This is a genomic window from Phytobacter diazotrophicus (assembly GCF_052061655.1).
In the GTDB taxonomy this organism is placed as follows: Bacteria; Pseudomonadota; Gammaproteobacteria; order Enterobacterales; family Enterobacteriaceae; genus Phytobacter; species Phytobacter diazotrophicus.
This window is the reverse complement of sequence record NZ_CM125428.1, coordinates 1,615,632-1,638,283: the sequence shown is the minus strand read 5'-3', so window position 1 is coordinate 1,638,283 and position 22,652 is coordinate 1,615,632. Positions and strand designations below refer to the sequence as shown.

Annotated in this window: 20 protein-coding genes; 5 read left to right on the top strand and 15 right to left on the bottom strand. The window is 54.5% G+C overall.

Translation table 11 applies throughout. The features are described 5' to 3' along the window. Positions 1–16 precede the first annotated feature (16 nt). Entirely contained in the window at positions 17–1,153 is a 1,137-nt protein-coding gene (pdxB, locus tag ACS0RQ_RS07905; RefSeq protein WP_271850105.1) for a 4-phosphoerythronate dehydrogenase PdxB, read from the bottom strand. A 113-nt stretch (positions 1,154–1,266) separates the two neighbouring features. Between pdxB and flk the strand changes: the two genes are divergently transcribed. After that, on the top strand, positions 1,267–2,274 hold the full coding sequence (gene flk / locus ACS0RQ_RS07900) for a flagella biosynthesis regulator Flk (RefSeq protein ID WP_271850155.1): 1,008 nt from the start codon (positions 1,267–1,269) through the stop codon (positions 2,272–2,274). A gap of 30 nt (positions 2,275–2,304) precedes the next feature. On the opposite strand, the gene ACS0RQ_RS07895 is transcribed toward flk, so the two are convergent. The 3 genes from ACS0RQ_RS07895 to fabB form a co-directional block, all read right to left on the bottom strand. Beyond that, positions 2,305–3,735, bottom strand: a complete 1,431-nt coding sequence (locus tag ACS0RQ_RS07895) for a 6-phospho-beta-glucosidase (protein WP_271850104.1) — start codon at positions 3,733–3,735, stop codon at positions 2,305–2,307. Between the two features lie 259 nt (positions 3,736–3,994). Beyond that, a complete protein-coding gene (locus tag ACS0RQ_RS07890) occupies positions 3,995–5,176 on the bottom strand; it encodes an MFS transporter (protein ID WP_271850103.1) in 1,182 nt (393 codons plus the stop codon). Between the two features lie 217 nt (positions 5,177–5,393). Continuing rightward, positions 5,394–6,608 (bottom strand): beta-ketoacyl-ACP synthase I, encoded by a 1,215-nt coding sequence (gene fabB, locus ACS0RQ_RS07885; protein WP_039079840.1) that lies wholly within the window; start codon positions 6,606–6,608, stop codon positions 5,394–5,396. A 159-nt stretch (positions 6,609–6,767) separates the two neighbouring features. Between fabB and mnmC the strand changes: the two genes are divergently transcribed. Next, a complete protein-coding gene (mnmC, locus tag ACS0RQ_RS07880; RefSeq protein WP_271850102.1) occupies positions 6,768–8,768 on the top strand; it encodes a bifunctional tRNA (5-methylaminomethyl-2-thiouridine)(34)-methyltransferase MnmC2/FAD-dependent 5-carboxymethylaminomethyl-2-thiouridine(34) oxidoreductase MnmC1 in 2,001 nt (666 codons plus the stop codon). Between the two features lie 172 nt (positions 8,769–8,940). Here the strand turns inward: mnmC and ACS0RQ_RS07875 are convergent, their stop codons facing one another. The 6 genes from ACS0RQ_RS07875 to prmB are packed head-to-tail and all read right to left on the bottom strand — an operon-like array spanning position 8,941 to position 13,468. Then, on the bottom strand, positions 8,941–9,219 hold the full coding sequence (locus tag ACS0RQ_RS07875) for a YfcL family protein (protein ID WP_039079838.1): 279 nt from the start codon (positions 9,217–9,219) through the stop codon (positions 8,941–8,943). Between the two features lie 13 nt (positions 9,220–9,232). Further along, positions 9,233–9,781: an elongation factor P hydroxylase gene (locus ACS0RQ_RS07870; protein ID WP_271850101.1), complete on the bottom strand. Its 549-nt coding sequence runs from the start codon at positions 9,779–9,781 to the stop codon at positions 9,233–9,235. Next, positions 9,778–10,590: a sulfite exporter TauE/SafE family protein gene (locus tag ACS0RQ_RS07865; protein ID WP_271850100.1), complete on the bottom strand. Its 813-nt coding sequence runs from the start codon at positions 10,588–10,590 to the stop codon at positions 9,778–9,780. The genes ACS0RQ_RS07870 and ACS0RQ_RS07865 overlap by 4 nt, the downstream gene beginning before the upstream one ends. Further along, positions 10,590–11,411 (bottom strand): penicillin-insensitive murein endopeptidase, encoded by an 822-nt coding sequence (gene mepA, locus ACS0RQ_RS07860; RefSeq protein WP_271850099.1) that lies wholly within the window; start codon positions 11,409–11,411, stop codon positions 10,590–10,592. Before mepA ends, ACS0RQ_RS07865 begins: the two co-directional genes overlap by 1 nt. 3 nt (positions 11,412–11,414) lie before the next feature. Continuing rightward, positions 11,415–12,500, bottom strand: coding sequence for a chorismate synthase (gene aroC / locus ACS0RQ_RS07855; RefSeq protein ID WP_271850098.1), 1,086 nt, complete (start codon positions 12,498–12,500; stop codon positions 11,415–11,417). Between the two features lie 35 nt (positions 12,501–12,535). Then, entirely contained in the window at positions 12,536–13,468 is a 933-nt protein-coding gene (gene prmB / locus ACS0RQ_RS07850) for a 50S ribosomal protein L3 N(5)-glutamine methyltransferase (RefSeq protein WP_039079833.1), read from the bottom strand. A 163-nt stretch (positions 13,469–13,631) separates the two neighbouring features. Here prmB and smrB point away from each other — a divergent pair, with 163 nt between their 5' ends. Beyond that, a complete protein-coding gene (gene smrB, locus ACS0RQ_RS07845; protein ID WP_039079832.1) occupies positions 13,632–14,183 on the top strand; it encodes an endonuclease SmrB in 552 nt (183 codons plus the stop codon). 65 nt (positions 14,184–14,248) lie between these two features. Here the strand turns inward: smrB and sixA are convergent, their stop codons facing one another. The 4 genes from sixA to ACS0RQ_RS07825 form a co-directional block, all read right to left on the bottom strand. Beyond that, complete coding sequence (gene sixA, locus ACS0RQ_RS07840) at positions 14,249–14,734, bottom strand: phosphohistidine phosphatase SixA (protein WP_271850097.1); 486 nt, start codon at positions 14,732–14,734, stop codon at positions 14,249–14,251. 209 nt (positions 14,735–14,943) lie between these two features. Then, entirely contained in the window at positions 14,944–17,091 is a 2,148-nt protein-coding gene (fadJ, locus tag ACS0RQ_RS07835; RefSeq protein ID WP_039079830.1) for a fatty acid oxidation complex subunit alpha FadJ, read from the bottom strand. Beyond that, positions 17,091–18,401: an acetyl-CoA C-acyltransferase FadI gene (fadI, locus tag ACS0RQ_RS07830; protein ID WP_071196191.1), complete on the bottom strand. Its 1,311-nt coding sequence runs from the start codon at positions 18,399–18,401 to the stop codon at positions 17,091–17,093. The genes fadJ and fadI overlap by 1 nt, the downstream gene beginning before the upstream one ends. 162 nt (positions 18,402–18,563) lie before the next feature. Then, positions 18,564–18,848, bottom strand: coding sequence for a YfcZ/YiiS family protein (locus ACS0RQ_RS07825; protein WP_039079828.1), 285 nt, complete (start codon positions 18,846–18,848; stop codon positions 18,564–18,566). Positions 18,849–19,218: 370 nt separating this feature from the next. Here ACS0RQ_RS07825 and fadL point away from each other — a divergent pair, with 370 nt between their 5' ends. Further along, positions 19,219–20,547 carry a long-chain fatty acid transporter FadL gene (fadL, locus tag ACS0RQ_RS07820; RefSeq protein WP_271850096.1) on the top strand — a complete coding sequence of 443 codons (1,329 nt, stop codon included), beginning with the start codon at positions 19,219–19,221 and terminating at the stop codon, positions 20,545–20,547. Positions 20,548–20,595: 48 nt separating this feature from the next. Here the strand turns inward: fadL and mlaA are convergent, their stop codons facing one another. Further along, positions 20,596–21,348, bottom strand: a complete 753-nt coding sequence (mlaA, locus tag ACS0RQ_RS07815) for a phospholipid-binding lipoprotein MlaA (protein ID WP_039079826.1) — start codon at positions 21,346–21,348, stop codon at positions 20,596–20,598. Positions 21,349–21,657: 309 nt separating this feature from the next. Here mlaA and ACS0RQ_RS07810 point away from each other — a divergent pair, with 309 nt between their 5' ends. Then, positions 21,658–22,584: a formate/nitrite transporter family protein gene (locus tag ACS0RQ_RS07810; RefSeq protein WP_271850095.1), complete on the top strand. Its 927-nt coding sequence runs from the start codon at positions 21,658–21,660 to the stop codon at positions 22,582–22,584. Positions 22,585–22,652: the final 68 nt, after the last annotated feature.

The following is a 22,652-nucleotide window of genomic DNA, read 5'->3' as shown; positions in this document are numbered from 1 at the left end:
TAGCATTAAGATGACATTAACGAATTGGGTGATGGACAGCGTTGAAACCCAGCTTTTGCAGCAGTGTAGCCGCCAGGTCGTCATCACACTGCACATACAGCGATGACCATTCCCGACGCTCAAGATAATTTTTACGCAGCTTGTCGAACTCACCCGGGATGCCCGCCACTTTTCGCAGCAGTGCATCGTCGCGGCGCACATCATACACCAAATGAATGAGTCTTTTTAGGATCGACTGATCGAGCGGGCCGTGCAGCGTAATGCGACCGAACTCCGGCGCAGGCAGCAGCGTATCCAGCGCAACCTGCTGACGTTTGCCGATAAAATCGCTAAACGCTTCGAACACCTGTGTTGTGCCACGTGCTTTCCCTTCCAGCGTGTAGCCAGCGATATGCGCAGTACCGATATCCACTTTTGCCAGCAGCGCCACGTCGAGATCCGGCTCCGGTTCCCAGACGTCAAGGATAACGCTCAGCGGCTGACCTGCCTCCAGACGACGCAACAGGGCGGCGTTATCCACCACCGGGCCCCGGCAGGCATTAATCAGAATAGCGCCAGGTTTCAGGCGGCTAATTACCTCTTCATCCGCCAGATGCCAGCTTTTGTACGGCCCGTCTTTAAACAGCGGCGTGTGGAAGGTCAGCACATCAGCTTCGCGCACCAGGGCGTCGAGCGGCAGAAAATCACCCTCATCGCCACGGTCGGCACGCGGCGGATCGCACAGTAACGTACGTACCCCCCAGGCTTCCAGGCGCGCCTGCAGACGACCGCCGACATTACCCACTCCGACAATCCCGACGGTGCGGTCGCGCAGATCGAAACCGTCACGTTCGGCCAACAGCATCAGGGATGAAAAAACATATTCCACAACCGCAATGGCATTACACCCCGGAGCGGCAGAAAAACCAATCCCCGCCTGCTGCAACCATTGCTCGTCAACGTGATCGGTACCCGCCGTTGCCGTACCCACGAATTTAATCGGCGTACCACTGAGCAGCGCTTCATTCACCTTCGTCACGGAACGCACCATCAGCGCATCCGCATCCGCCAATTCCGCAGCCGGAATGGGACGACCAGGCACAGCTTTTACCTCACCCAGACGACGGAACAAATCGCCGGCATAGGGCATATTTTCATCAACAAGGATTTTCACGTTACAGTACCGGTTAGAGAACGGGAGTTAAGCTTTTAAGTGTGCCATAATCTCGCTGCCAGGCATACCTGCAATGCCGCTACACGACGTGCGAGACCCAGAGGATTTCCATGATGCAACCCATTCAGGGCACCCCCGCGCGCCCTCCGGGGCAAGACCCTACGCCCCCTACTTTGGCCGCCGGAGAGCAGCCGTTATCGACAATCCAGCGCACTGTGCTGGAGCGGTTGATTATTCGCCTGGTGGCGCTCACGCAACAGCAGAGCGCCGAAGTCTGGGCCGGGGTTAAACATGATTTGGGTTTGAAGAATGACGCGCCGCTGCTGTCACGCCACTTCCCGGCGGCAGAGCAGAATCTCAACCAGCGTCTGGATACCGCCACGCAGAATCACACCACCCGCCAGGTTATCTCGCAACTGACGGAATTGCTCGGTCAGGGTAACAACCGCCAGGCGGTTAGCGATTTCATTCGCCAGCAGTTTGGTCAGACGGCGCTGAGCCAGCTTACGCCAGAGCAGCTTAAAACGGTGCTGACGCTGCTGCAAAACAACCAGATTTCGGTACCTCAGCCCTTGCAACGCCCGGCGACAGACCGCCCGCTGTTGCCCGCTGAGCACAATTCGCTCAACCAGGCGGTGACCAAACTGGCCGCTGCGACGGGTGAATCCGGTAAATTGATTTGGCAATCAATGATGGAATTATCCGGCGTGAAAACCGGAGAGCTCATCCCGGCAAAACATTTTACCCACTTAATGACCTGGCTGCAGGCGCGTCAGACATTAAGCACCCAGACTTCCCCGACACTGCAAAGCGTGCAAACCGCGCTTAAGCAGCCGCTGGATAATGTTGAGTGGCAAACTATCACCGATTATGCCCGCCAGAACTGGCAGGTCACGCCGCAAACAGTACTGACAACGGCGCAAGTGCAGGACATTCTCAATCAGGTTTTTTTACATCGCGCAGAACGAACTTCGGGTGTGCTGGAAGCACGAAATATTCAGCCGATTTACAGCCCGCTTTTCGCGCCGATCATCGAAAGCGTCAAAAACCTCTCAACCCGACCTGGTCTGTTCCTGGTCGCGTTGCTTATTGCCTTCGCCCTTATCTGGCTGGTTATCTAAAAAAATCCCCTCCGCTGGAGGGGATAGTCGTTAAAGGTTTTCGCCGTTACTTTTAATTGTCTGCTGGTACCACCAGAACGATTTCTTACGGCTGCGTTCAAGTGTCCCGTTGCCTTCGTTATCTTTATCGACATAGATAAAGCCGTAGCGTTTTTTCATTTCGCCCGTACCCGCAGAAACCAGGTCAATACAGCCCCACGGGGTGTAACCCATCAGATCCACACCATCTTCCACCACCGCCTTTTTCATTTCGCGCAGGTGGCTTTGCAGGTATTCGATGCGGTACTGATCGTTTACCGAGCCGTCACTTTCTTTCTGATCGATAGCGCCGAAGCCGTTCTCCACGATAAACAGCGGCAGTTGATAAAGATCGTAGAAATAGTTCAGTGAATAACGCAGCCCCACCGGATCGATCTGCCATCCCCAGTCCGATGCTTTCACATACGGGTTTTTCACCAGACTCTTCGTTTCGTCATAGTCCAGTTGCGGGTTATCCGCAGTGGCTTTGGTGGCAAACGACATGTAATAGCTAAAGCCGATATAATCCACACAGCCCCGTTTCAGGATGTGCAAATCTTCGTCAGTAATATCAAGCTTAAAGCCTTTACGGGCGAAGTAATTTAGCAGGTGGCGCGGGTAATAACCGCGAACGTGCACATCGGTAAACCAGTAACGGCGGTGCATCGCCGAGACGGACATCATCATGTCGTCCGGGTTACAGGTGAGCGGATAGACCGGGCACATGGCAATCATGCAGCCAATCTGGAAATCAGGGTTAATCGCATGCCCGGCTTCCACCGCCATCGCACTGGCGACAAGCTCATAGTGTGCCGCCTGGTACATTACCGGCTCACGATCCTCACCTTCTTTGTATTTAAGGCCCGAGTTGGTAAACGGCGCGAAATCTTCGTGGTAATTGGCCTGGTTGTTGATTTCGTTAAACGTCATCCAGTATTTCACTTTGCCTTTGTAGCGGGTAAATACCGTTTTGGCGAAGCGCACAAAGAAATCAATAAGCTTACGGTTACGCCAGCCACCGTATTCAGTGACCAGGTAATAAGGCATTTCGAAATGCGAGAGGGTAATGACCGGTTCAATATTGTATTTCAGACATTCATCGAAGAGATCGTCATAAAACTGCAGGCCGGCTTCATTTGGTTCTAATTCATCACCTTTCGGGAAAATACGCGTCCAGGCAATTGACGTACGGAAACATTTAAACCCCATTTCCGCAAAGAGTTTGATGTCATCTTTATAGCGGTGATAAAAGTCGATGGCATCATGGTTTGGGTAGTTTTTTCCCGGCAAGACGCCATCGGTAATTTCGCGCGGAACGCCGTGCGCCCCGGCGGTCATCACATCAGCGACACTGACGCCTTTACCGCCTTCCTGCCAGCCGCCTTCAAGCTGATGCGCCGCCACCGCGCCACCCCACAGAAAATCTGTTTTAAACCCAGGCATACGTCTCTCCTTTCTCTAAAAAGTAGTAAAAGAATAACTTACGTACGAAGATAGCCCGACTATAGCAGCAATATAACTGCCTGAGAATATTGCATAAAATTATATGAGTGGAACATGTTACACCAATAAAACAATATGTTTTTTCTGTGGTCTGGCGCGTATTTTTAATTATTTTCTGACAATAAAAATAGTATTCACAATTATGAGAGGTCGCGCTTTTATTATTTCCGGCCCTCATCATGAAGGCCGGAAAAGACGATTATTTTCGAAATGAAATCAGCGTCACCACAATGCCAGTTACCGCCGCAATTGCTGCGGCCAGGAATACCGACGGGTAACCCAGCGAGGTCGCCAGCAGGCCGGTAAGTGGCCCGCTGATACCGTTAGCGATGTCCTGAAATGCCGCATACCCGCCCAGTGCAGTACCGCGAACCTGCGGGGCAACGCGTTTCACCACTTCAACACCCAACGCCGGGAAAATCAACGAACAGCCACAGCCGGTCAATGCCGCACCGGCCATCGCCACCCAGGCGTTCGGCGCCTGCCAGAGCAATAACAGGCCCACCGTTTCCACCATCAACGAAACAGTTGCCACCCGCACGCCGCCAAAGCGATCCGGCATCCAGCCAAACAGCAGACGCATCAGAACAAAGGCACCGCCAAATGCCGTCAGCGTAAACCCGGCCATTGCCCAGCCGTTACTGGCAAAGTAGAGCGAAACGAAGGTACCAATAACCGCGAAACCAACACCCTGTAGCGCAAGGCCAAGGCCCGGCTGCCAGATTTGACCGACAACGCCCCACAGGGAGGGACGTTCCCCCGAATGAGCAGGCGTTTTCTGTACGCCGCCATTAAATGCCCACGCCAGCAGCGGTAAAACCATCGTGATCGCCGCCAGGGTGGCAAAACCAAAACGACTGTGAATGAGCAGACCGAGCGGCGCACCAACGGCCAGCGCACCGTAAATTGCCATACCGTTCCAGGACATCACTTTGCCCGAGCGTTTAGGCCCCACCAGCCCCATTCCCCAGGCGAGTGTTCCTGTGAGCAACTGGCTTTCACCAAAGCCCAGAATTAAACGCCCGGCAATCAGCAAGCCGAATTTTGCCAGTGCGCTTACCGGTAGCCAGGCCGCCAGCAACCAGGCGACGCCAGCCAGCCCGCAGGCCAACATCCCCTGCAGCGCCGAGCGCTTTGCGCCAAACTGATCGGCCAGACGCCCGGCATAGCCTCGCGTCAGGACGGTCGCCAGAAACTGGATGCCGACGGCGATGCCCACCATGGTATTGCCGTAACCGAGTTCGTTGTGCACAAAGAGCGGGATGACGGGCAACGGTAACCCGATGGTCATATAGGTCAAAAAAACGGCAATCACCAGCCGCAGCAACGCATTCGTGCCCGTGCCGGATGAGGAAGAAAGTGTTTGAGTCTCTACAGACATGCATTACTCCGTACCGCAGAGTAAGGCGAGGAAAAAAGCCACGCCCCCTCCACCTGATGTTCAGGATTAAGGTGCGTTGGATAACGTTAAACGCTTACGCATTATCAGGGGGATAATGTTGCGGGTGAAGTTTGCCTGCCCATCCAGCGGCTTGTCAATGCATAAAAAACCGCGTAAAAAAGGGAGCTCGTTGGCTCCCTTTTGTAAATTCAGAGACTTACTTGAGCTTACGCATCACCAGCGTGGCGTTAGTACCGCCGAAACCGAAGCTGTTAGACATGACGGTATTCAACGTCGCGTCAGTCGGTTTGGTGACGATGTTCAGGCCAGCAGCCTGCTCATCCATCTCGTCGATATTGATGCTCGGGGCGATAAAGCCGTGCTCCAGCATCAGCAGTGAGTAGATTGCTTCCTGCACGCCAGCCGCACCCAGAGAGTGACCGGTCATGGCTTTGGTCGCAGAGATAGCCGGGCTGTTGTCGCCGAACACTTCGCGAATCGCACCCAGTTCTTTCACATCACCGACCGGTGTAGACGTACCGTGGGAGTTCAGGTAGTCGATCGGGGTATCAACACCGTGCATTGCCATCTTCATGCAGCGCACCGCACCTTCACCTGACGGCGCAACCATGTCAGCGCCATCAGACGTTGCGCCATAGCCCACGATTTCAGCATAGATGTGCGCACCACGTGCCAGCGCATGTTCCAGCTCTTCAACCACAACCATACCGCCGCCGCCTGCGATGATGAAACCATCACGGTGGGCGTCATAGGTACGGGACGCTTTTTCCGGGGTTTCGTTGTATTTGGTCGACAGCGCGCCCATGGCGTCGAACTCACAGGCCATTTCCCAGCCCAGCTCTTCGCCGCCGCCAGCAAAAACGATGTCCTGTTTGCCCAGTTGGATCTGCTCAACCGCGTTACCGATGCAGTGTGCGGAAGTGGCACAGGCGGAGCTGATGGAGTAGTTCACACCGTGAATTTTAAACGGCGTTGCGAGGCACGCGGAAACCGCAGAGCCCATTGCTTTGGTCACGACATACGGTCCCACTGCTTTCAGACCGCGCGGGCTACGCATTGCATCCGCACCGAAGACCTGCGCTTTTGAAGAGCCGCCGGAACCGGCAATCAGGCCAACACGCGGGTTGTTCTGATACACCTCTGCGCTCAGGCCAGCATCCGCAATAGCTTCTTGCATGGAGAGAAAAGCATAGATAGAGGCATCGTTCATGAAACGAACCACTTTACGGTCAATCAAACCGGTTGTATCCAGTTTGACGTTACCCCATACGTGGCTGCGCATTCCGGAATCTTTGAATTCCTGAGAGAAAGTGATCCCTGAGCGTCCTTCACGCAGAGAGGCCAGGACTTCCTGCTGGTTATTACCGATGCTGGAAACGATGCCCAGGCCAGTAATCACTGCACGTTTCATTCAATACCCCTGTAAGTCGCACTAATTTAAGTTTTCGTGTCGCAAGATAGCGTACAGTTGTACGCCGAACAAGTCCGATCAGACAATTAATGGGTAAATTTGCGCCCTGGGGCGCACATCGTTAAGATCATGGCACTGCCTGTCCGACGAGTAACTTACGTGAAACAAACCGCTATACAATCTGCCAACCTCGAATTCAACGCTGAGGGTACACCTGTTTCCCGAGATTTTGATGACGTCTATTTCTCTAACGATAACGGACTCGAAGAGACCCGTTATGTTTTCCTTGGCGGCAACGGTATACCAGAGCGCTTCGTCGGACATCCCCGCCCGCTGTTTGTTGTCGCGGAAAGCGGTTTTGGTACCGGGCTCAACTTCCTGACCCTTTGGCAGGCGTTCGATGCCTTTCGCCGCGCCAGTCCCCAGGCTACCCTGGAAAGATTACATTTCATCAGTTTCGAAAAATTCCCCTTAACGAAAGACGATCTGCGTCTGGCGCATCAGCACTGGCCGGAACTGACTCCCTGGGCAGAGCAGTTACAGCAGCAGTGGCCGCTGCCCTTTGCCGGTTGCCATCGCCTGTTACTGGACGGCGGGCGCGTGACGCTGGATGTCTGGTTTGGCGATATCAATGAACTGACCGAAACCTTAGATGATTCACTACAACAGCAGGTTGATGCCTGGTTTCTCGACGGCTTTGCACCGGCGAAAAACCCGGACATGTGGACACAGGGCCTGTTTAACGCGATGGCGAGACTGGCGCGTCCCGGCGCGACGCTGGCCACGTTCACCTCCGCTGGTTTCGTTCGTCGTGGGTTGCAGGACGCAGGCTTCACTATGCGCAAAAGCAAAGGGTTTGGCCGCAAGCGGGAAATGCTCACCGGGGTAATGGAAAGCGCCACCCTGCCGGTGCTGCGTGCGCCGTGGTTTGCCCGCACTGGCACGGAAAAACGGGCCGTTGCGATTGTCGGCGGCGGTATCGCCAGTGCGCTGCTATCGCTGGCCTTGTTGCGTCGCGGCTGGCAGGTGACGCTCTACTGCGCCGATGGCGAACCGGCACAGGGGGCATCCGGCAATCGGCAAGGCGCGCTGTATCCGCTGCTCAGTGCACATGACCCGGCGCTGGCCCACTTTTTCCCTGCCGCGTTTACCTTCGCCCGTCGACTGTATGACGCCCTGCCCGTCAATTTCGATCATGACTGGTGCGGGGTCACCCAACTGGGGTACGACGAGAAAAGTCAGCAAAAAATTAGCCAGATGCTGACGCTGGACCTGCCGGATGCCATTGCCCATGCGGTCAGCGCCGAAGCGGTCGCGCAAATGGCGGGCGTAGAGACCGGATGCGGCGGTATTCATTATCCGGCTGGCGGCTGGCTGTGTCCGGCACAATTGACGGCGACGGCATTGGCATTAGCACAGCGTCAGGGATTATGCGTGCACTTCGACCACCCGGTGACAAGCCTGATTCAGCAGGATGGCGAATGGCGGCTGGAGTTTGCCGATGGCAGCCAGCGTGCTCACGCCTGTGTCGTGCTGGCGAACGGGCATCACATTAGCCATTTCGCCCAGACCGAAAAACTGCCGGTTTACCCGGTTGGCGGGCAGGTCAGCCATATCCCCACGACGGCGAAACTGGGCAAACTGCGTCAGGTACTCTGCTATGACGGTTATCTGACACCGCAAAACCCGCACAATCAGCATCACTGTATTGGCGCAAGCTACCACCGTGGGCAGGAGGAGACCGCTTATAGCGAGGAGGATCAGCAGCAAAACCGCCAGCGTTTGTTGAACTGCTTCCCACAGGCACAGTGGGCGAAAGACGTTGATGTCGGCGGCGGTGAAGCGCGCTGCGGTGTGCGCTGTGCAACCCGGGATCATTTGCCGTTAGTGGGTAATGTGGCGGATTACGCCGCGACACTGAATGCGTATGCTCATCTTGCAGAAGAGAGAACGGATGCGGTGAGCGCACCGGTTTATGACGGGTTGTTTATGCTTGGCGCGCTCGGTTCACGCGGATTATGCAGTGCGCCGCTGGCGGCGGAGATTCTGGCCTCGCAGATGAGTCAGGAGCCATTGCCGCTGGATGGTGAAACGCTGGCCGCGCTGAATCCTAATCGCCTGTGGGTGAGAAAATTGTTGAAGGGGAAGCAGGTTAAGTGAGTGCAGGCTGATGCACTCACCCCGGTCCTCTCCCTCGGGGAGAGGGAGAAAAACCTGCTAAATCTGTCTGCTCTACCTTGAGGGTTAGGGTAATGGGAAACTCACGCACCCATGCTGCATCGGGAATATTCCCCGCTGGCGCTACGCTTAGCGGGGCTACGAGCGAGTTTGCTTACTGTGCCTGTGCCTTCTGGAACAGCGTGTCCCACATCCCCATCACCAGCGCCTGATCCGGTGGAGACAACTCACCCGCCTGAATGGCTTTTTCCAGGCTCGCCGACACCCGAGCGTGCAGCGCTGCGGATGAATGATCCTCCCCCGCTTCCAGTTCCGCTACCGCCAGCGTCAGATGCCCACGCAGATAACCGCCAGCAAACAGCTCATCGTCACTGGCGTGCTCTACCATGTCATCAATTAACGCCAGAATGCGCGATTCAAATTCTGCGATCATCTTCTTTCCTCAGTTATAAATCTTCCGGCCAGGGGAAGTGTTCCGCCTTTAGCTCAGGCGTGTGGTAGTAATCTTGCAGCGCTTTAATAAAACGCGCCGGACGTTCCGGGATCCCTTTGTCGAGATACTCCATTACCTGCGCATGCACGCGGCGCTGGAATACAACGCGATCCGGTTCAAAATCCCCTTCCAGGTTGTCACAACTGACGTTAAACGGATAACCCGCCGCCACGCAGAACAACCAGTCAAAAGCCTGCGGTTTAACCTCTACGTCTTCAAATTGACACTGGGTCACCGCATCACGCCCATCCGGGCAGTACCAGTAACCAAAATCCACCAGCTCGCGACGGGCTTTCCCGGCGATACACCAGTGGGAGATCTCATGCAACGCGCTGGCATAGAACCCGTGAGCGAAGACGATCCGGTTATAAGGCACTTCTTCATCAGCAGGAAGATAGATCGGTTCGTCGTCGCCTTTAATCAGACGGGTATTAAAATCGTCGGCAAAGCAGCCGTCAAAAAGGGTAATTAATTGTTCGTAGTGATGTGTTGTGGTGTTCATGCACTCACCCCCAGAAACTGGAGGATCTCCTGCCCATGGCTGTCATAAAGTAATTTTGCGCTCATTACTGCCGAGACGATAACAATCATCGGACGAATGAGTTTTTGCCCTTTGCTGAGCACCAGACGTGAGCCCAGACGCGCCCCCAGGAACTGGCCTGCCAGCATCACGAAGCCCGTTGCCCAGATCACCTTGCCGCCAATGATAAACAGCAACAGCCCGCCGATATTAGAGGTGGCATTAAGCACCTTGGCGTGCGCGGTGGATTTGGCGAGGTTAAAACCGGCCAGCGTGACAAACGCCAGCGCATAAAATGACCCGGCACCCGGGCCAAAAAAGCCGTCATAGAAACCCACGCAACCGCCCGCAACCAGCGCGAAAGGCAGGCCATGCAGCCGACGTTGACGGTCCTCTTCACCCAGTTTTGGCATCAACAAAAAGTAGAGACCAATACAGATGATAAGAACCGGCAAAATCTGGCGCAAAATATCAGACTGAACATGCTGAACCAGCAGCGCACCCGACGTTGAACCAATAAAGGTCATCAGAATATTGAGTTTCTGATCGGCCAGACTCACCACTTTACGGCGCAAAAAATAGAGCGTGGAAGAGATGGAGCCACCGCAGGCCTGCAGTTTATTGGTGGCCAGCGCCTGCGCCGGGGTCATCCCGGCGGCCAGTAATGCAGGTACGGTCAGTAAACCGCCGCCGCCAGCTAACGCATCAATGAATCCCGCCAGCGTGGCGACCACAAAAAGCACCACCAGAAGCAGTGGCGACACCATAAATATCTCTTGAAATGCATCCATTACAATACGTGCTCATCCAGTAATGCCTGACAGGAAGCAGGCAGCGGCGGTGGTGTCGTCTTCTCAGGAGTCGTAGAAGGTTTGGCCGGTTTGAACCAGCTTTGCAATTCCGCGCCACAGCCGTCGCCATCCGGCGGCAAAGGCTGATCCTGGCACTCAAGGCTATCTGCCGGGCAGCGCAAACGGACATGCATATGCGCGCGATGCTGGAACCAGGGACGCACTTTCCGCAGCCAGTCGCGGTCTATACCAGCATCCAGACATAACTGCTGCTTAATGGCCGGGTTGACGAAAATGCGCGTGACGTCGTTATCCTTCGCCGCCAGCTTAATCAGGCTGGTAATTTCGGGTTTCCATAATGACGACACCACCTGCTTGCCATCGCTGGAAACCAAATCCAGCGCCTGCGGTTTTAACAATTGCGCGGAGCTCCAGCGTGCTTTCGGCAGTTGCAGGAAAATGTCCACATCCAGCCCCGTCTGGTGGCTGGCGTGACCGCCGTTAAAGCGCCCGCCGGCTGGCATGCCCATATCCCCCACCAGCACCGTTCCCAGCCCCAGGTTATGTACCTGATTACCCAGACGCTGAATAAACAGAATCAGGTCCGGATGACCAAAGTAGCGTCGCTGATCGGTACGCATGACCTGGTAGCTATCGGATTGCAGCGGCAGTTCATGCGCGCCAACAATACAGCCATTCGAGAAAGCACCGATCGATTGCGGTGTGCCCGCAACCGGATGGGTAATTTTCTGCCAGGGCGTTGCCGCCTGGCAGGTCAGCGTTGCGAAAAACGCCAGTAGCGCAATTGCAATTCGTTTCATTGTTTACCAGCGAGGAATAGTGGTCGTCACATCGCCATTCTGCGCGCGCTGACGCATAAAATGGTCCATCAGCACAATGGCCAGCATCGCTTCGGCGATCGGCACCGCACGAATACCGACACACGGGTCGTGACGCCCTTTGGTAATCATCTCTACTTCTTCGCCAAAGCGATTAATCGTACGTCCCGAAACGGTAATGCTTGAGGTCGGTTTCAGCGCGATATGGGTAACGATTTGCTGCCCACTGCTGATACCGCCCAGAATGCCGCCCGCGTGGTTGCTCTGAAAACCGTCTTTCGTAATTTCATCGCGATTCTGGCTGCCGCGCAGGTTGACCACGCCAAAACCGTCGCCAATCTCCACGCCTTTAACCGCGTTGATGCTCATCATCGCATGGGCGATATCGGCATCCAGACGATCAAAGACCGGCTCACCGAGGCCTGCCGGAACGCCGTCCGCCACAACGGTGACTTTCGCCCCGATGGAGTCGCCCTCTTTTTTGAGCCCACGCATCAGTTCGTCCAGCGCGTCGATTTTGTCCGGGTCCGGGCAGAAGAACGGATTTTGTTCAACCTGATCCCAGTCTTTCATCGCCAGCGGAATGTCGCCCATCTGGGTCAGACAGCCACGGATCACGATGCCGAATTTATGGGCGAGGAATTTCTTGGCTATCGCCCCTGCCGCCACACGCATTGCGGTTTCACGCGCCGAGGAACGGCCACCGCCACGATAGTCGCGCAGGCCATATTTCTGCTCGTACGTGTAATCAGCGTGGCCCGGACGGAAGACGTCTTTGATTGCGCTGTAATCCTGAGAGCGCTGATCGGTATTTTCAATCAGCAGGCCGATGCTGGTGCCGGTGGTCACGCCCTCAAACACGCCGGAGAGAATTTTTACCTGATCCGGTTCGCGGCGTTGGGTGGTATAGCGCGAGGTGCCGGGGCGGCGTCGGTCCAGGTCATGCTGGAGGTCGGCTTCGGTCAGTGGAATGCCCGGCGGTACGCCATCGACGATGCAGCCCAGCGCAATGCCGTGCGATTCGCCGAAGGTCGTTACGCGAAAGAGTTGTCCAATAGTGTTTCCTGCCATTACGGCTCCGTTGTCGTCGTTATGTTGTTAGCGTTTTAATCTTTATAGATGCTGAAATGTTCCTGCGCGGCCAGCAACTGCGCTTTGGTCAGCATGAAGACACCGTCACCGCCATTATCAAATTCAAGCCAGGTGAACGGAACATCCGGATATTGTTCCATCAGATGTACCATGCTGTTGCCCACTTCACAAATCAGCACACCATTGTCGGTGAGGTAATCAGGGGCGCAAGCCAGAATGCGACGCGTCAGTTTCAGGCCATCGCTACCAGACGCCAGCCCGAGTTCCGGCTCATGGCGATATTCTGACGGCAGATCAGACATATCCTCTTCATCAACGTACGGCGGGTTGGTCACAATCAGGTCGTACTGCACTTTCGGCAGGTCGCGGAACAGGTCGGAACGAATCGGCGTGACGTGATGAATCAGGCCGTGGTCTTCAATGTTGTGTTCTGTTACCGCCAGCGCATCCGGGGAGATGTCTACCGCGTCCACTTCCGCTTCCGGGAAGGCGTAAGCGCAGGCAATGGCGATACAGCCGCTGCCGGTACACATATCCAGAATGTGCTGCGGCTGTGCGTCGATAAGCCCGGCAAAGTGGTTATTGATCAGCTCACCAATCGGTGAACGCGGCACCAGCACGCGTTCATCAACGTAAAACTCGTGGCCGCAGAACCAGGCTTTATTGGTGAGGTAGGCAACCGGGATACGTTCATTGACGCGACGAATGACTCGCTCAACGATACGGTGACGCTCGCTGGAGGTCAGCCGCGCATTGCGCATCTCTTCCGGGATATCCAGCGGCAGGTAAAGGGTAGGCAACACCAGTTGTACGGCTTCATCCCACGGGTTATCGGTGCCGTGGCCGTACCAGATGTTTGCCGCGCTAAATCGGCTTACCGACCAGCGCAACATGTCCTGAATGGTATGCAGTTCACTTACTGCCTCATCAACGAAAATTTTATCCATCTTATCCTCCAGGACACGCTCGCAAGAAATTCGGCGGCTAGTTTGCCATGAAGACGGCGATAAATCAGCATTGTCGCTTCGCGTCGCGGCCTAAAAATGCATTTTGCTGAACAGCAGGGAGCGAGTCGGGTACACTAAAAGAAATAAAAGATGAGATGCGCAGATGAAAAAGAAACCATCGCTTAGCGAGGAGGAGCAGACGCTGTTCCGACAATTAATGACCGGCACGCGTCAAATAAAGCAGGATACGGTAGTCCACCGCCCGACACGGAAAAAAATCAGTGAAGTCCCGGTGAAGCGCCTGTTGTCGGAGCAGGCTGATAACAGCCACTATTTCTCTGATGAATTTCAGCCATTGCTGAACACCGAAGGGCCGGTGAAGTATGTGCGCGACGATGTCAGCCATTTTGAACTAAAGAAGATCCGCCGCGGTGACTATTCCCCGGATCTGTTTCTCGACCTGCACGGCTTAACGCAGCTACAGGCCAAACAGGAGCTGGGGGCGCTGATCGCCGCCTGCCGACGCGAACACGTTTTTTGTGCCTGCGTCATGCACGGGCACGGTAAACATATTCTCAAGCAGCAGACACCGCTCTGGCTGGCACAACATCCGCATGTTATGGCGTTTCACCAGGCCCCCAAAGAGTACGGTGGAGATGCGGCAATACTGGTGTTGATTGAAGTCGAAGAGTGGCAGCCGCCTGAGCTTCCCTGAACGCAACGGACGCGCAGAAACGTAAAAAGCCGCACAAGTGCGGCTTTTTTTCACGGTCCGGCGAATCAGATTGCTTTTGGCATTCTCAGGTTGCAGGGACTCATTTGCCAGTTGTAAACACCTTTACCGCTCTCATCCAGCGTCACGCTGGCAATCGCGGAAGTAGTGAACATTGGCGGTGTTTCACCCGGGCAAAGCTCGGACACCAGATACCCCACCAACGGCAGGTGAGAAATCACCAGCACAGAGGAAGTACCTTCATTTGCCAGCGCCTGGAGATAGGCGCTGACCAGGCCAACATCACCACAAGGGGTCAGTTCGGGCAGGACATCCACGTTGTCTGGCAGGTTCATGCATCCACCTACCTCGTTTAGCGTCTGTTCAGCACGAAGAAACGGGCTGACCAGAACACGTTCGACATCCACTTTTTGACCTTTCAGCCAGGTTGCCATCTGACGAGATTCATCACAACCACAAGGGGTTAAGGGACGAACTGAGTCGCTGGCTGCATCGAGGGCTGCATCGCCGTGACGCATGATAAAAACTTGCATATTGCACCGCTTTTGTTAACCAGAAGCATTAACACTCCCCGCGTGAACAGTTCCATTACGACAGGAAATATCAATGGCCGGGCATTGTGCCTGATCCATTCGATGAATGAAACGCTGTTTTTTACCTCAATGGCGTAAGTATAGTCAATGACTGTTTACAAAATAACCATTTCCGCTTCATTCAACGCCGGATTTACCCTTTTTTGACCTTAACTTACAAAATCAGTTTCCTGCTTGTCCCAAAACTTTTCGCCCTGCTCAGCCATTTGTAACAAAAGCTGACAAGGTGCAAAACGTTCCCCATAAAGCGAAGCCAGGCGCTGCAGAGTTGCGACAATATCACCCGCGCCAAGGGTATCCATATAGCGGAACGGGCCGCCCAGGAAAGGCGGAAAACCGATGCCAAACACCGCGCCAATATCACCATCGCGCGGGCTGCGAATCACCTTCTCGGCGAAACAGCGTGCGGCCTCGTTAAGCATCATCATGACGCATCGTTCGGCAATCTGTTCTGCCGATAATTTGCCTGTGCCAGATGCCCCCACAAGCGGGTAAATTGCCGGGTCAGGCTGTTTGTTGCTTTTACGCCCTTTCTTACCGTAAAGATAGAAACCGCGCTCATTTTTTCTGCCTTTGCGATCGTCATTCAATATTGCAGAAACGACGCTTGCAGGGGCACTAAAACGATCACCGTAAGCGGCCTCCAGTACAGGGATAATTTTAGTCCCGGTGTCGATGCCCACTTCATCCAAAAGTTGGATTGGGCCGACAGGAAAGCCAAATTTTACCAGCGCCTTATCGATATTCTCGATACGTTCCCCTTCGCTCAGGAGCCGCATCGCTTCGCTCATATAAGGCGCCAGAATGCGGTTCACGTAAAAACCCGCTTTGTCCGCCACGACGATCGGCGTTTTGCCCTGCTTCTTAGCCAGTTTCACCACTGTTGAAATAGTTTGTTCGTCGGTACCGGCATGGGGAATGACTTCCACCAATGGCATCTTCTCAACCGGGCTAAAAAAATGTAATCCGATAATATTCCCAGGACGTGCAGCCCTGGCCGCAATATCACCGATCGGCAATGACGACGTATTGGAGGCAAAAATGGTCTGCGGCGCACACTGCGCTTCAATCTCCGCCACCATCTGTTGCTTAAGAGTCAAATCTTCGAATACGGCCTCTATCACCACATCCCGATGGGAAAAACCGCTGTAGTCCGTCGTACCGGAAATGCGCGCCATTTGCGCATCACGCTCAGCAGATTTGAGATGGCGGCGACGCACCTTTTTATCAAGCTGTTCCCAGCTATATTTCAGCGCGTGGTTAATGCCTTTCGGATTAATATCTTTTATGCGAACCGGGAGATTACCCTTCACTGCCGTCACGTAGGCGATTCCACCGCCCATTAACCCACCGCCGAGAACACCAACGGAGCGCAGCGGACCGGCGGCAACCGGGCTGCCGGGGTCTTTTTTCACCTCAGTGCTGGCAAAGAAAATATGCCGCAGCGCCTGCGATTGCGGGGTCATTGCCAGTTGACCAAACGCGCGTGCCTCAGCGTCATAACCACTGCTACTGCCCTGGCTTAAGCCCGTTTCGATAACATTCAGAATACGGGTCGTCGCGGGGTAGTTACCCTGGGTTTTTTGCTCGGTTTTTTTCGCGACCATGCGGAATAACAGCGCGCGAACCAGCGGCCCGGCCAACAGACGTTCACGTACCGGCAGGCTGCGGCTGGCAGGACGGCCCTGCGCGGCAAGCTCTGTGGCAGCATCCAGCAAAATGGACACCGGCACGACATCATCAACCAGCCCGGCTTTTAACGCCTGGCGCGCGCGCAGTTGCTTACCGGTCAGGATCATATCCAGTGCAGTGCTTACTCCGACCAGACGCGGCAGTCGCTGGGTGCCACCGGAACCAGGCAGCAGACCAAGCTGCACTTCGGGCAGCCCCAGAACCGTCTTCACATCATCTGTACAAATTCGGCGATGGCAGGCTAATGCCAGTTCCAGACCGCCGCCAAGGCATGGGCCATGAATGGCGGCGATCACCGGGATCGACAGTGCGTGGATCTCGGCCATGATCTGCTGCCCCTGGCGCGCCAGATCTTCGGCCTCTTTGGCCGTTTTGCAGCGATCGATCATGTTGATATCCGCCCCGGCGATAAAATTATCCGGTTTTGCGGAAATGAACACCACGCCGCGAATCTGTTTGTTTTCGCGAATTTGTTTAAGGATGGCGCGTACCTGACTGCCAAACTCCGCCTTTAGCGTGTTCATCTTTTCGCCGGGAACATCAATACTGACAACGGCAACATTGTCCGGGCGTACAACGAGGGTAAATGCTGAGGTCATGTCCATTATTCGGCCTCCAGAACCATAGCTGCGCCAAGCCCGCCTGCGGCACAGGCGGTGACCAGACCAAATCCGCCGCCGCGTCTGCGCAGTTCATGCAAGGTTTGGGTGATCATTCGCGCGCCGGTTGCCGCAAACGGATGCCCGTAAGCAATTGAGCCCCCCAGCACGTTGAATTTGCTGTCATCCACCTCACCCGTTGCCTGCGACCGGCCCAACACATCGCGGGCAAAACGCTCGCTGGCCATCAGTTTCAGGTTGGTCAGGGTTTGCGAGGCAAAAGCTTCGTGCATATCCAGTAAGGTTAAATCCGCCATCGTCAGCCCTGCTCTGTCGAGTGCCAGCGGCGTCGCCCAGGCGGGTCCCAGCAGCATGTCCTGCTGCACGTCAATGGCGGTGAATGCATAGCTTCGCAGGTATCCCAGAGGCTGCAAACCCAGCTCTTTCGCCCGCGATTCGGTCATCAGGATCACCGCTGCCGCGCCGTCGGTAAGGGGAGTACTGTTCGCCGCGGTCACAGTGCCGTGTCGACGATCAAAGGCCGGACGCAGTTTGGCGTAATCCGCGAGGCTGGAATTTTGCCGTACATTATTGTCCTGGGTTATCGGATCGCGAAAAGGTGGCGCATAGGCGGTCATCACTTCATCTGCCAGCTTTCCTTCAGCCCAGGCCTGCGCCGCAAACTGGTGAGAACGGTGGGCCAGCGCATCCTGCTCTTGACGCGTGATGCCATAGGTTTTCGCCATCTGCTCTGCGGTATCGCCCATGCGTAAACCGGTAGAATATTCAGCTACCGCAGGCGGCACCGGCAGTAAATCACGCAGCCGTAAACGGGAGAAGAGTTTTAATTTTTGCCCTGTGCTGCGCGCTTTGTTGGCATCAACCAGCACGCGAGCCAGTTTTTTGCTCACGCCGATTGGCAACACTGATGAGGAGTCAGCACCACCCGCGATACCTGCACGAATCGTCCCCGCCATCAGGCTTTCGGCAACGTTTGCCACCGCCTGAAAACTGGTGGCACAGGCGCGGCTGACGCTGTAGGCATCGGTATGCACACTCATGCCCGTTCCCAGCACGATTTCTCGCGCGATATTCGGCGCTTCCGGCATTTGCACCACCTGGCCAAAGACCAGTTGCTCAATGATTTCCGGCGGGATTTCGCTACGGGCAAGGAGTTCGCCCACCACCATTTTGCCGAGATCGATAGCCGGGACACCGTGGAAAACCGTTGCCTGACGGGCAAATGGCGTACGTAATCCACTGACAATGGCGATGCGGTCGCCCTGACGGGTGACAAGCGGTAATGCCTGACTCATAACACTCCCCTGTTAACAGCATGATGCACTAGTGGTCGGACCTGATAACAGTCTTAACTAATTATTTACATTTAGCCAATGGGGGAAAGAAAAAAGTGGGAGGTAAAACACAGAGATGATTGAAAAAACGCTCCCGCAGGTGCAGGAGCGCAGGCAGGAAGATTAACGCAGACCCAACTGGAAAATCAGGGTTTCCGCTTCGCAAGCAAAAACAAAATCGATATCCAGACGCACGCCGCCATCAACCTCAGTGAACGTTGAGGTGATCTGGCAAGGATCTGACTCTACGCCACGTGCGCGCGCCGTCAGCGCAGCCAGCGTCTCTTCTGCATCGGTGCGGTTTGTGAACACACGGCTATACGAGGCGGTGCAATCGGAGTTGTCCATGATGGTACCAACATCCATACAGCAGCAAACCGGGGTTTCATCAGCACTGCATTTACTCATTGTGATTTCCTCTGAATTCGCACCCAAGGTGCCAAATAAACGTTGTGCACATTTTACCCCCCTCAATAACGTGTCTCCAGTTGATAATTTGAGGAAGCGCCCTAAGTGACCGAAATCACACTTAAAAATGATCCAGAACAAAAACCACCCATTATCATTAGCAACGCTGGCCGTAATTTTGCCACGCAGATCCCGTTTCGAAGATCACAATTGAAAAATTTTATATACAAGCTTGCAACATTTACTCTGGTCCGACCTATACTCTCGCCACTGGTCTGATTTCTCTGAAGTACCGCAGACCCTACACTTCGCGCTCCTGTTACACCACGTAACATAGTTTAAATAAAAATAACCGGATGAGGTTTTGGTCATGAGCCATAAAAACCTGTTTACCAAATCTGCACTCGCAGTTGCAGTGGCAATCGTCTCCACCCAGGCCTGGTCCGCAGGCTTCCAGCTCAACGAGTTTTCTTCTTCTGGTCTTGGCCGCGCCTATTCCGGCGAAGGCGCTATTGCAGATGATGCAGGCAACGTCAGCCGCAACCCGGCGCTGATCATGATGTTTGACCGTCCGACGTTCTCCGCTGGTGCTATTTTCGTTGACCCAGGTGTTGATATTTCAGGCACGTCACCGACAGGTGCCAGCCTCGATTCGAAAAATATTGCGCCAACAGCATGGGTTCCTAACATGCACTTCGTCGCGCCAATTAATGATCAGTTTGGCTGGGGCGCGTCGGTTACCTCTAATTACGGTCTGGCAACCGAGTTTAATAACAGTTATGCCGCAGGCGCATACGCGGGCAAAACAGATCTGGAAACCCTGAACCTGAACCTGAGCGGTGCTTATCGTCTGAATAATCACTGGAGTTTCGGTCTGGGCTTTGATGCGGTGTATGCCAAAGCGAAGATCGAGCGCTACGCAGGTGACCTGGGCAAAGTCGTTGCTGGTTCAGGCGCGTTACCACCGATCCCAGGCCTTGCACAGCAGGTTGCAGGTATCCCGGCAAATACTCAGATAGCTTATCTGAAAGGTGATGAGTGGGGCTTCGGCTGGAACGCCGGTATCCTTTATGAACTCGATAAAAACAACCGTTACGGCTTAACCTACCGTTCTGAGGTGAAAGTCGACTTTGATGGCGATTACAAGAGCAGTCTGCCTTCGGCCTATAACCAGATCCTCGGCAACTTCGGCCTGCCAATGGGCACCAATGGCAGCACCACTGGCGGTTCTCTGACCCTCAACCTGCCGGAAATGTGGGAAATCTCAGGCTATAACCGCGTTGCGCCGCAATGGGCTATTCACTACAGCATGGCCTATACCAGTTGGAGCCAGTTCCAGGAGCTGAAAGCGACAAACAGCAACGGTCAGACTCTGTTCTATAAAGACGAAAGCTTTAAAGACTCTTACCGTATCGCGCTGGGTACTACCTACTATATGGACGATAACTGGACCTTCCGTACCGGTATCGCCTTTGATGACAGCCCGGTTCCGGCCGACAAACGTTCTATCTCCATTCCGGACCAGGACCGTTTCTGGCTGAGCGCAGGTACCACTTATGCGTTTAACAAAGATGCGTCTGTGGACGTCGGCGTGTCTTATATGCACGGTCAGAAAGTGAGCTTCCAGGAAGGACCGTACAAATTCACATCAGAAGGTCGTGCGTGGCTGTACGGCGCGAACTTTAACTACGCGTTCTGATTTATTGCAGGCATAAAAAAGGTGAGCTTCGCGCTCACCTTTTTTCGTTTATTCGGAGTCGATATCTTTGAGGTCACCCTGAATCGCCTGGGCGTTCGGGTTTTCCTGCGGTTTGAGCTTACCGCCGTTGGCGATAAAGTCATGACGCTGGAAGTAGGCTTCACGCACCATGATGTAAGGGTCGGAAGACTGACGCAGCAGACCGTCGGAATCGAGCAACTGCGCGCGGGTTTCAATACCTTCCACCGTCCATTTACCAACCGACAGCGGCCAGGTCAGCCAGGACAGCACCGGATAGAGCGTATCCGCCATGTCGCCGCCATCTTCACGAAGCGTAAAGCTGCCGTAGAATGGCAACTGCATGTACGGCCCGTAGCCAACGCCATAATGCCCCAGCGTGCTGCCAAAACGGTGCGGTTCAACGCGCTGCAGTTTCGGGTTCGACATCCCTGCAACATCCATCAGGCCACCCATACCCAGCAAGGTGTTGAGGAAGAAGCGTGTAAAGTGAACCATACCCTGATAGGGATCGCCCTGCAGGAAGTAGTTCACCATGATGGCCGGTTCTTCAAGGTTGCTGGTGAAATTGCTCAGGCCGTTACGCGCGGGCTGCGGCACATAATCACGCCATGCCACCGCAACAGGACGCACAACATACGGGTCCAGGACATTAAAGTTGAAGTTGTACATGGTGCGGTTAAATCCTTCCAGTGGATCTGAACGCCCCTGCGTGTCTCCTGAACTGGCGCAGCCCGCCAACAGTGTGGTTGCCAGCGCAATCGCCGACACACGAAATTTCATAGGTGTCTCCCTGAAGAAAATGGCTTTCGCTCAGTGCCATCCAGAAGGGCACAAACGCAATCTGCCTCGGTTCGCGTCATAAACATGCAAGGCATTGTATCAGCACACCTTGTGTTGTCTACGCAACGCGCGAATCTCATATTGAGCATAGTCGCAGTTTGCCCCCTCGTTTCGTGACAATTTTATCTCATCTTCGCCAAAGTCATATCACCATAGCTGCCATCGCCACCAAATTAGGAGGAAGCCCTCCAGACCTTCTAAAAAAAGCCGCTACGCTTAGACCATGGGCCACAAGTAGACAGAGGCAATATGGACGGCATCAAAGACGAGAAAATCGACAAACACAGCGACGGAATAGACGTGGAAAGCGAAGATAAAATAGGTGGCGAGCAAATTGAAGTAGATGAAGAGCGCCTCCCCTCCCGCGCGATGGCTATCCATGAGCATATCCGTCAGGACGGCGAAAAAGAGCTGGAACGCGATGCCATGGCGCTGTTTTGGTCCGCCATCGCCGCCGGGCTGTCGATGGGTGCCTCGTTGCTGGCAAAGGGGATCTTTCACGTTCAACTGGCAGGTGTACCGGCCGCCTTTATTCTGGAAAACCTCGGCTATACCTTCGGCTTTATTATTGTGATCATGGCCCGCCAGCAGCTTTTTACTGAAAACACCGTTACCGCTGTACTTCCGGTGATGCAAAAGCCTTCATGGGTCAATTTTGGCCTGATGATGCGCCTGTGGAGCGTTGTGCTGCTGGGGAATCTCATTGGTACGGGTATCGCGGCGTGGGCTTTTGAATATATGCCGATTTTTGATGAACCGACGCGCGATGCGTTCGTTAAAATTGGTATGGATGTAATGAAGAATTCGCCGATGGAGATGTTTTCCAACGCCATTATTTCCGGCTGGATTATCGCCACTATGGTCTGGATGTTCCCGTCTGCGGGTGCTGCGAAAATCGTGGTTATTATTCTGATGACCTGGCTTATCGCCCTGGCCGACACTACCCATATCGTGGTGGGCGCGGTAGAGATTTTTTATCTCATCTTTAATGGCAATATCCACTGGAGCGAATTTTTCTGGCCGTTTGCGCTTCCGACGCTTGCCGGAAATATCTGCGGCGGTACGTTTATCTTCGCGCTACTGAGTCACGCGCAAATTCGCAATGACATGATTAACAAGCGCAAAGCCGAGGCAAAAGCCAAAGCAAAACAAGAAACAGCCGAAAACAGGGGCTGACTGGCGACACTTTAACCACTCGGGCGCAGGACACTTAACGCAAAGGCGAAATGACGTTATACTCCTGC

What these genes read in the sequence shown, in the direction of transcription:
- ACS0RQ_RS07870 (WP_271850101.1), bottom strand. Translation starts at nt 9,781, where the DNA reads ATGAACACCACAACACATCACTACGAACAATTAATTACCCTTTTTGAC.
- ACS0RQ_RS07810 (WP_271850095.1), top strand. Translation starts at nt 21,658, where the DNA reads ATGGACGGCATCAAAGACGAGAAAATCGACAAACACAGCGACGGAATA.
- fabB (WP_039079840.1), bottom strand. Translation starts at nt 6,608, where the DNA reads ATGAAACGTGCAGTGATTACTGGCCTGGGCATCGTTTCCAGCATCGGT.
- prmB (WP_039079833.1), bottom strand. Translation starts at nt 13,468, where the DNA reads ATGGATAAAATTTTCGTTGATGAGGCAGTAAGTGAACTGCATACCATT.
- fadI (WP_071196191.1), bottom strand. Translation starts at nt 18,401, where the DNA reads ATGAGTCAGGCATTACCGCTTGTCACCCGTCAGGGCGACCGCATCGCC.
- flk (WP_271850155.1), top strand. Translation starts at nt 1,267, where the DNA reads ATGCAACCCATTCAGGGCACCCCCGCGCGCCCTCCGGGGCAAGACCCT.
- mlaA (WP_039079826.1), bottom strand. Translation starts at nt 21,348, where the DNA reads ATGAAATTTCGTGTGTCGGCGATTGCGCTGGCAACCACACTGTTGGCG.
- fadJ (WP_039079830.1), bottom strand. Translation starts at nt 17,091, where the DNA reads ATGGACATGACCTCAGCATTTACCCTCGTTGTACGCCCGGACAATGTT.
- fadL (WP_271850096.1), top strand. Translation starts at nt 19,219, where the DNA reads ATGAGCCATAAAAACCTGTTTACCAAATCTGCACTCGCAGTTGCAGTG.
- ACS0RQ_RS07890 (WP_271850103.1), bottom strand. Translation starts at nt 5,176, where the DNA reads ATGTCTGTAGAGACTCAAACACTTTCTTCCTCATCCGGCACGGGCACG.
- smrB (WP_039079832.1), top strand. Translation starts at nt 13,632, where the DNA reads ATGAAAAAGAAACCATCGCTTAGCGAGGAGGAGCAGACGCTGTTCCGA.
- sixA (WP_271850097.1), bottom strand. Translation starts at nt 14,734, where the DNA reads ATGCAAGTTTTTATCATGCGTCACGGCGATGCAGCCCTCGATGCAGCC.
- mepA (WP_271850099.1), bottom strand. Translation starts at nt 11,411, where the DNA reads ATGAAACGAATTGCAATTGCGCTACTGGCGTTTTTCGCAACGCTGACC.
- ACS0RQ_RS07895 (WP_271850104.1), bottom strand. Translation starts at nt 3,735, where the DNA reads ATGCCTGGGTTTAAAACAGATTTTCTGTGGGGTGGCGCGGTGGCGGCG.
- ACS0RQ_RS07875 (WP_039079838.1), bottom strand. Translation starts at nt 9,219, where the DNA reads ATGATCGCAGAATTTGAATCGCGCATTCTGGCGTTAATTGATGACATG.
- aroC (WP_271850098.1), bottom strand. Translation starts at nt 12,500, where the DNA reads ATGGCAGGAAACACTATTGGACAACTCTTTCGCGTAACGACCTTCGGC.
- ACS0RQ_RS07865 (WP_271850100.1), bottom strand. Translation starts at nt 10,590, where the DNA reads ATGGATGCATTTCAAGAGATATTTATGGTGTCGCCACTGCTTCTGGTG.
- ACS0RQ_RS07825 (WP_039079828.1), bottom strand. Translation starts at nt 18,848, where the DNA reads ATGAGTAAATGCAGTGCTGATGAAACCCCGGTTTGCTGCTGTATGGAT.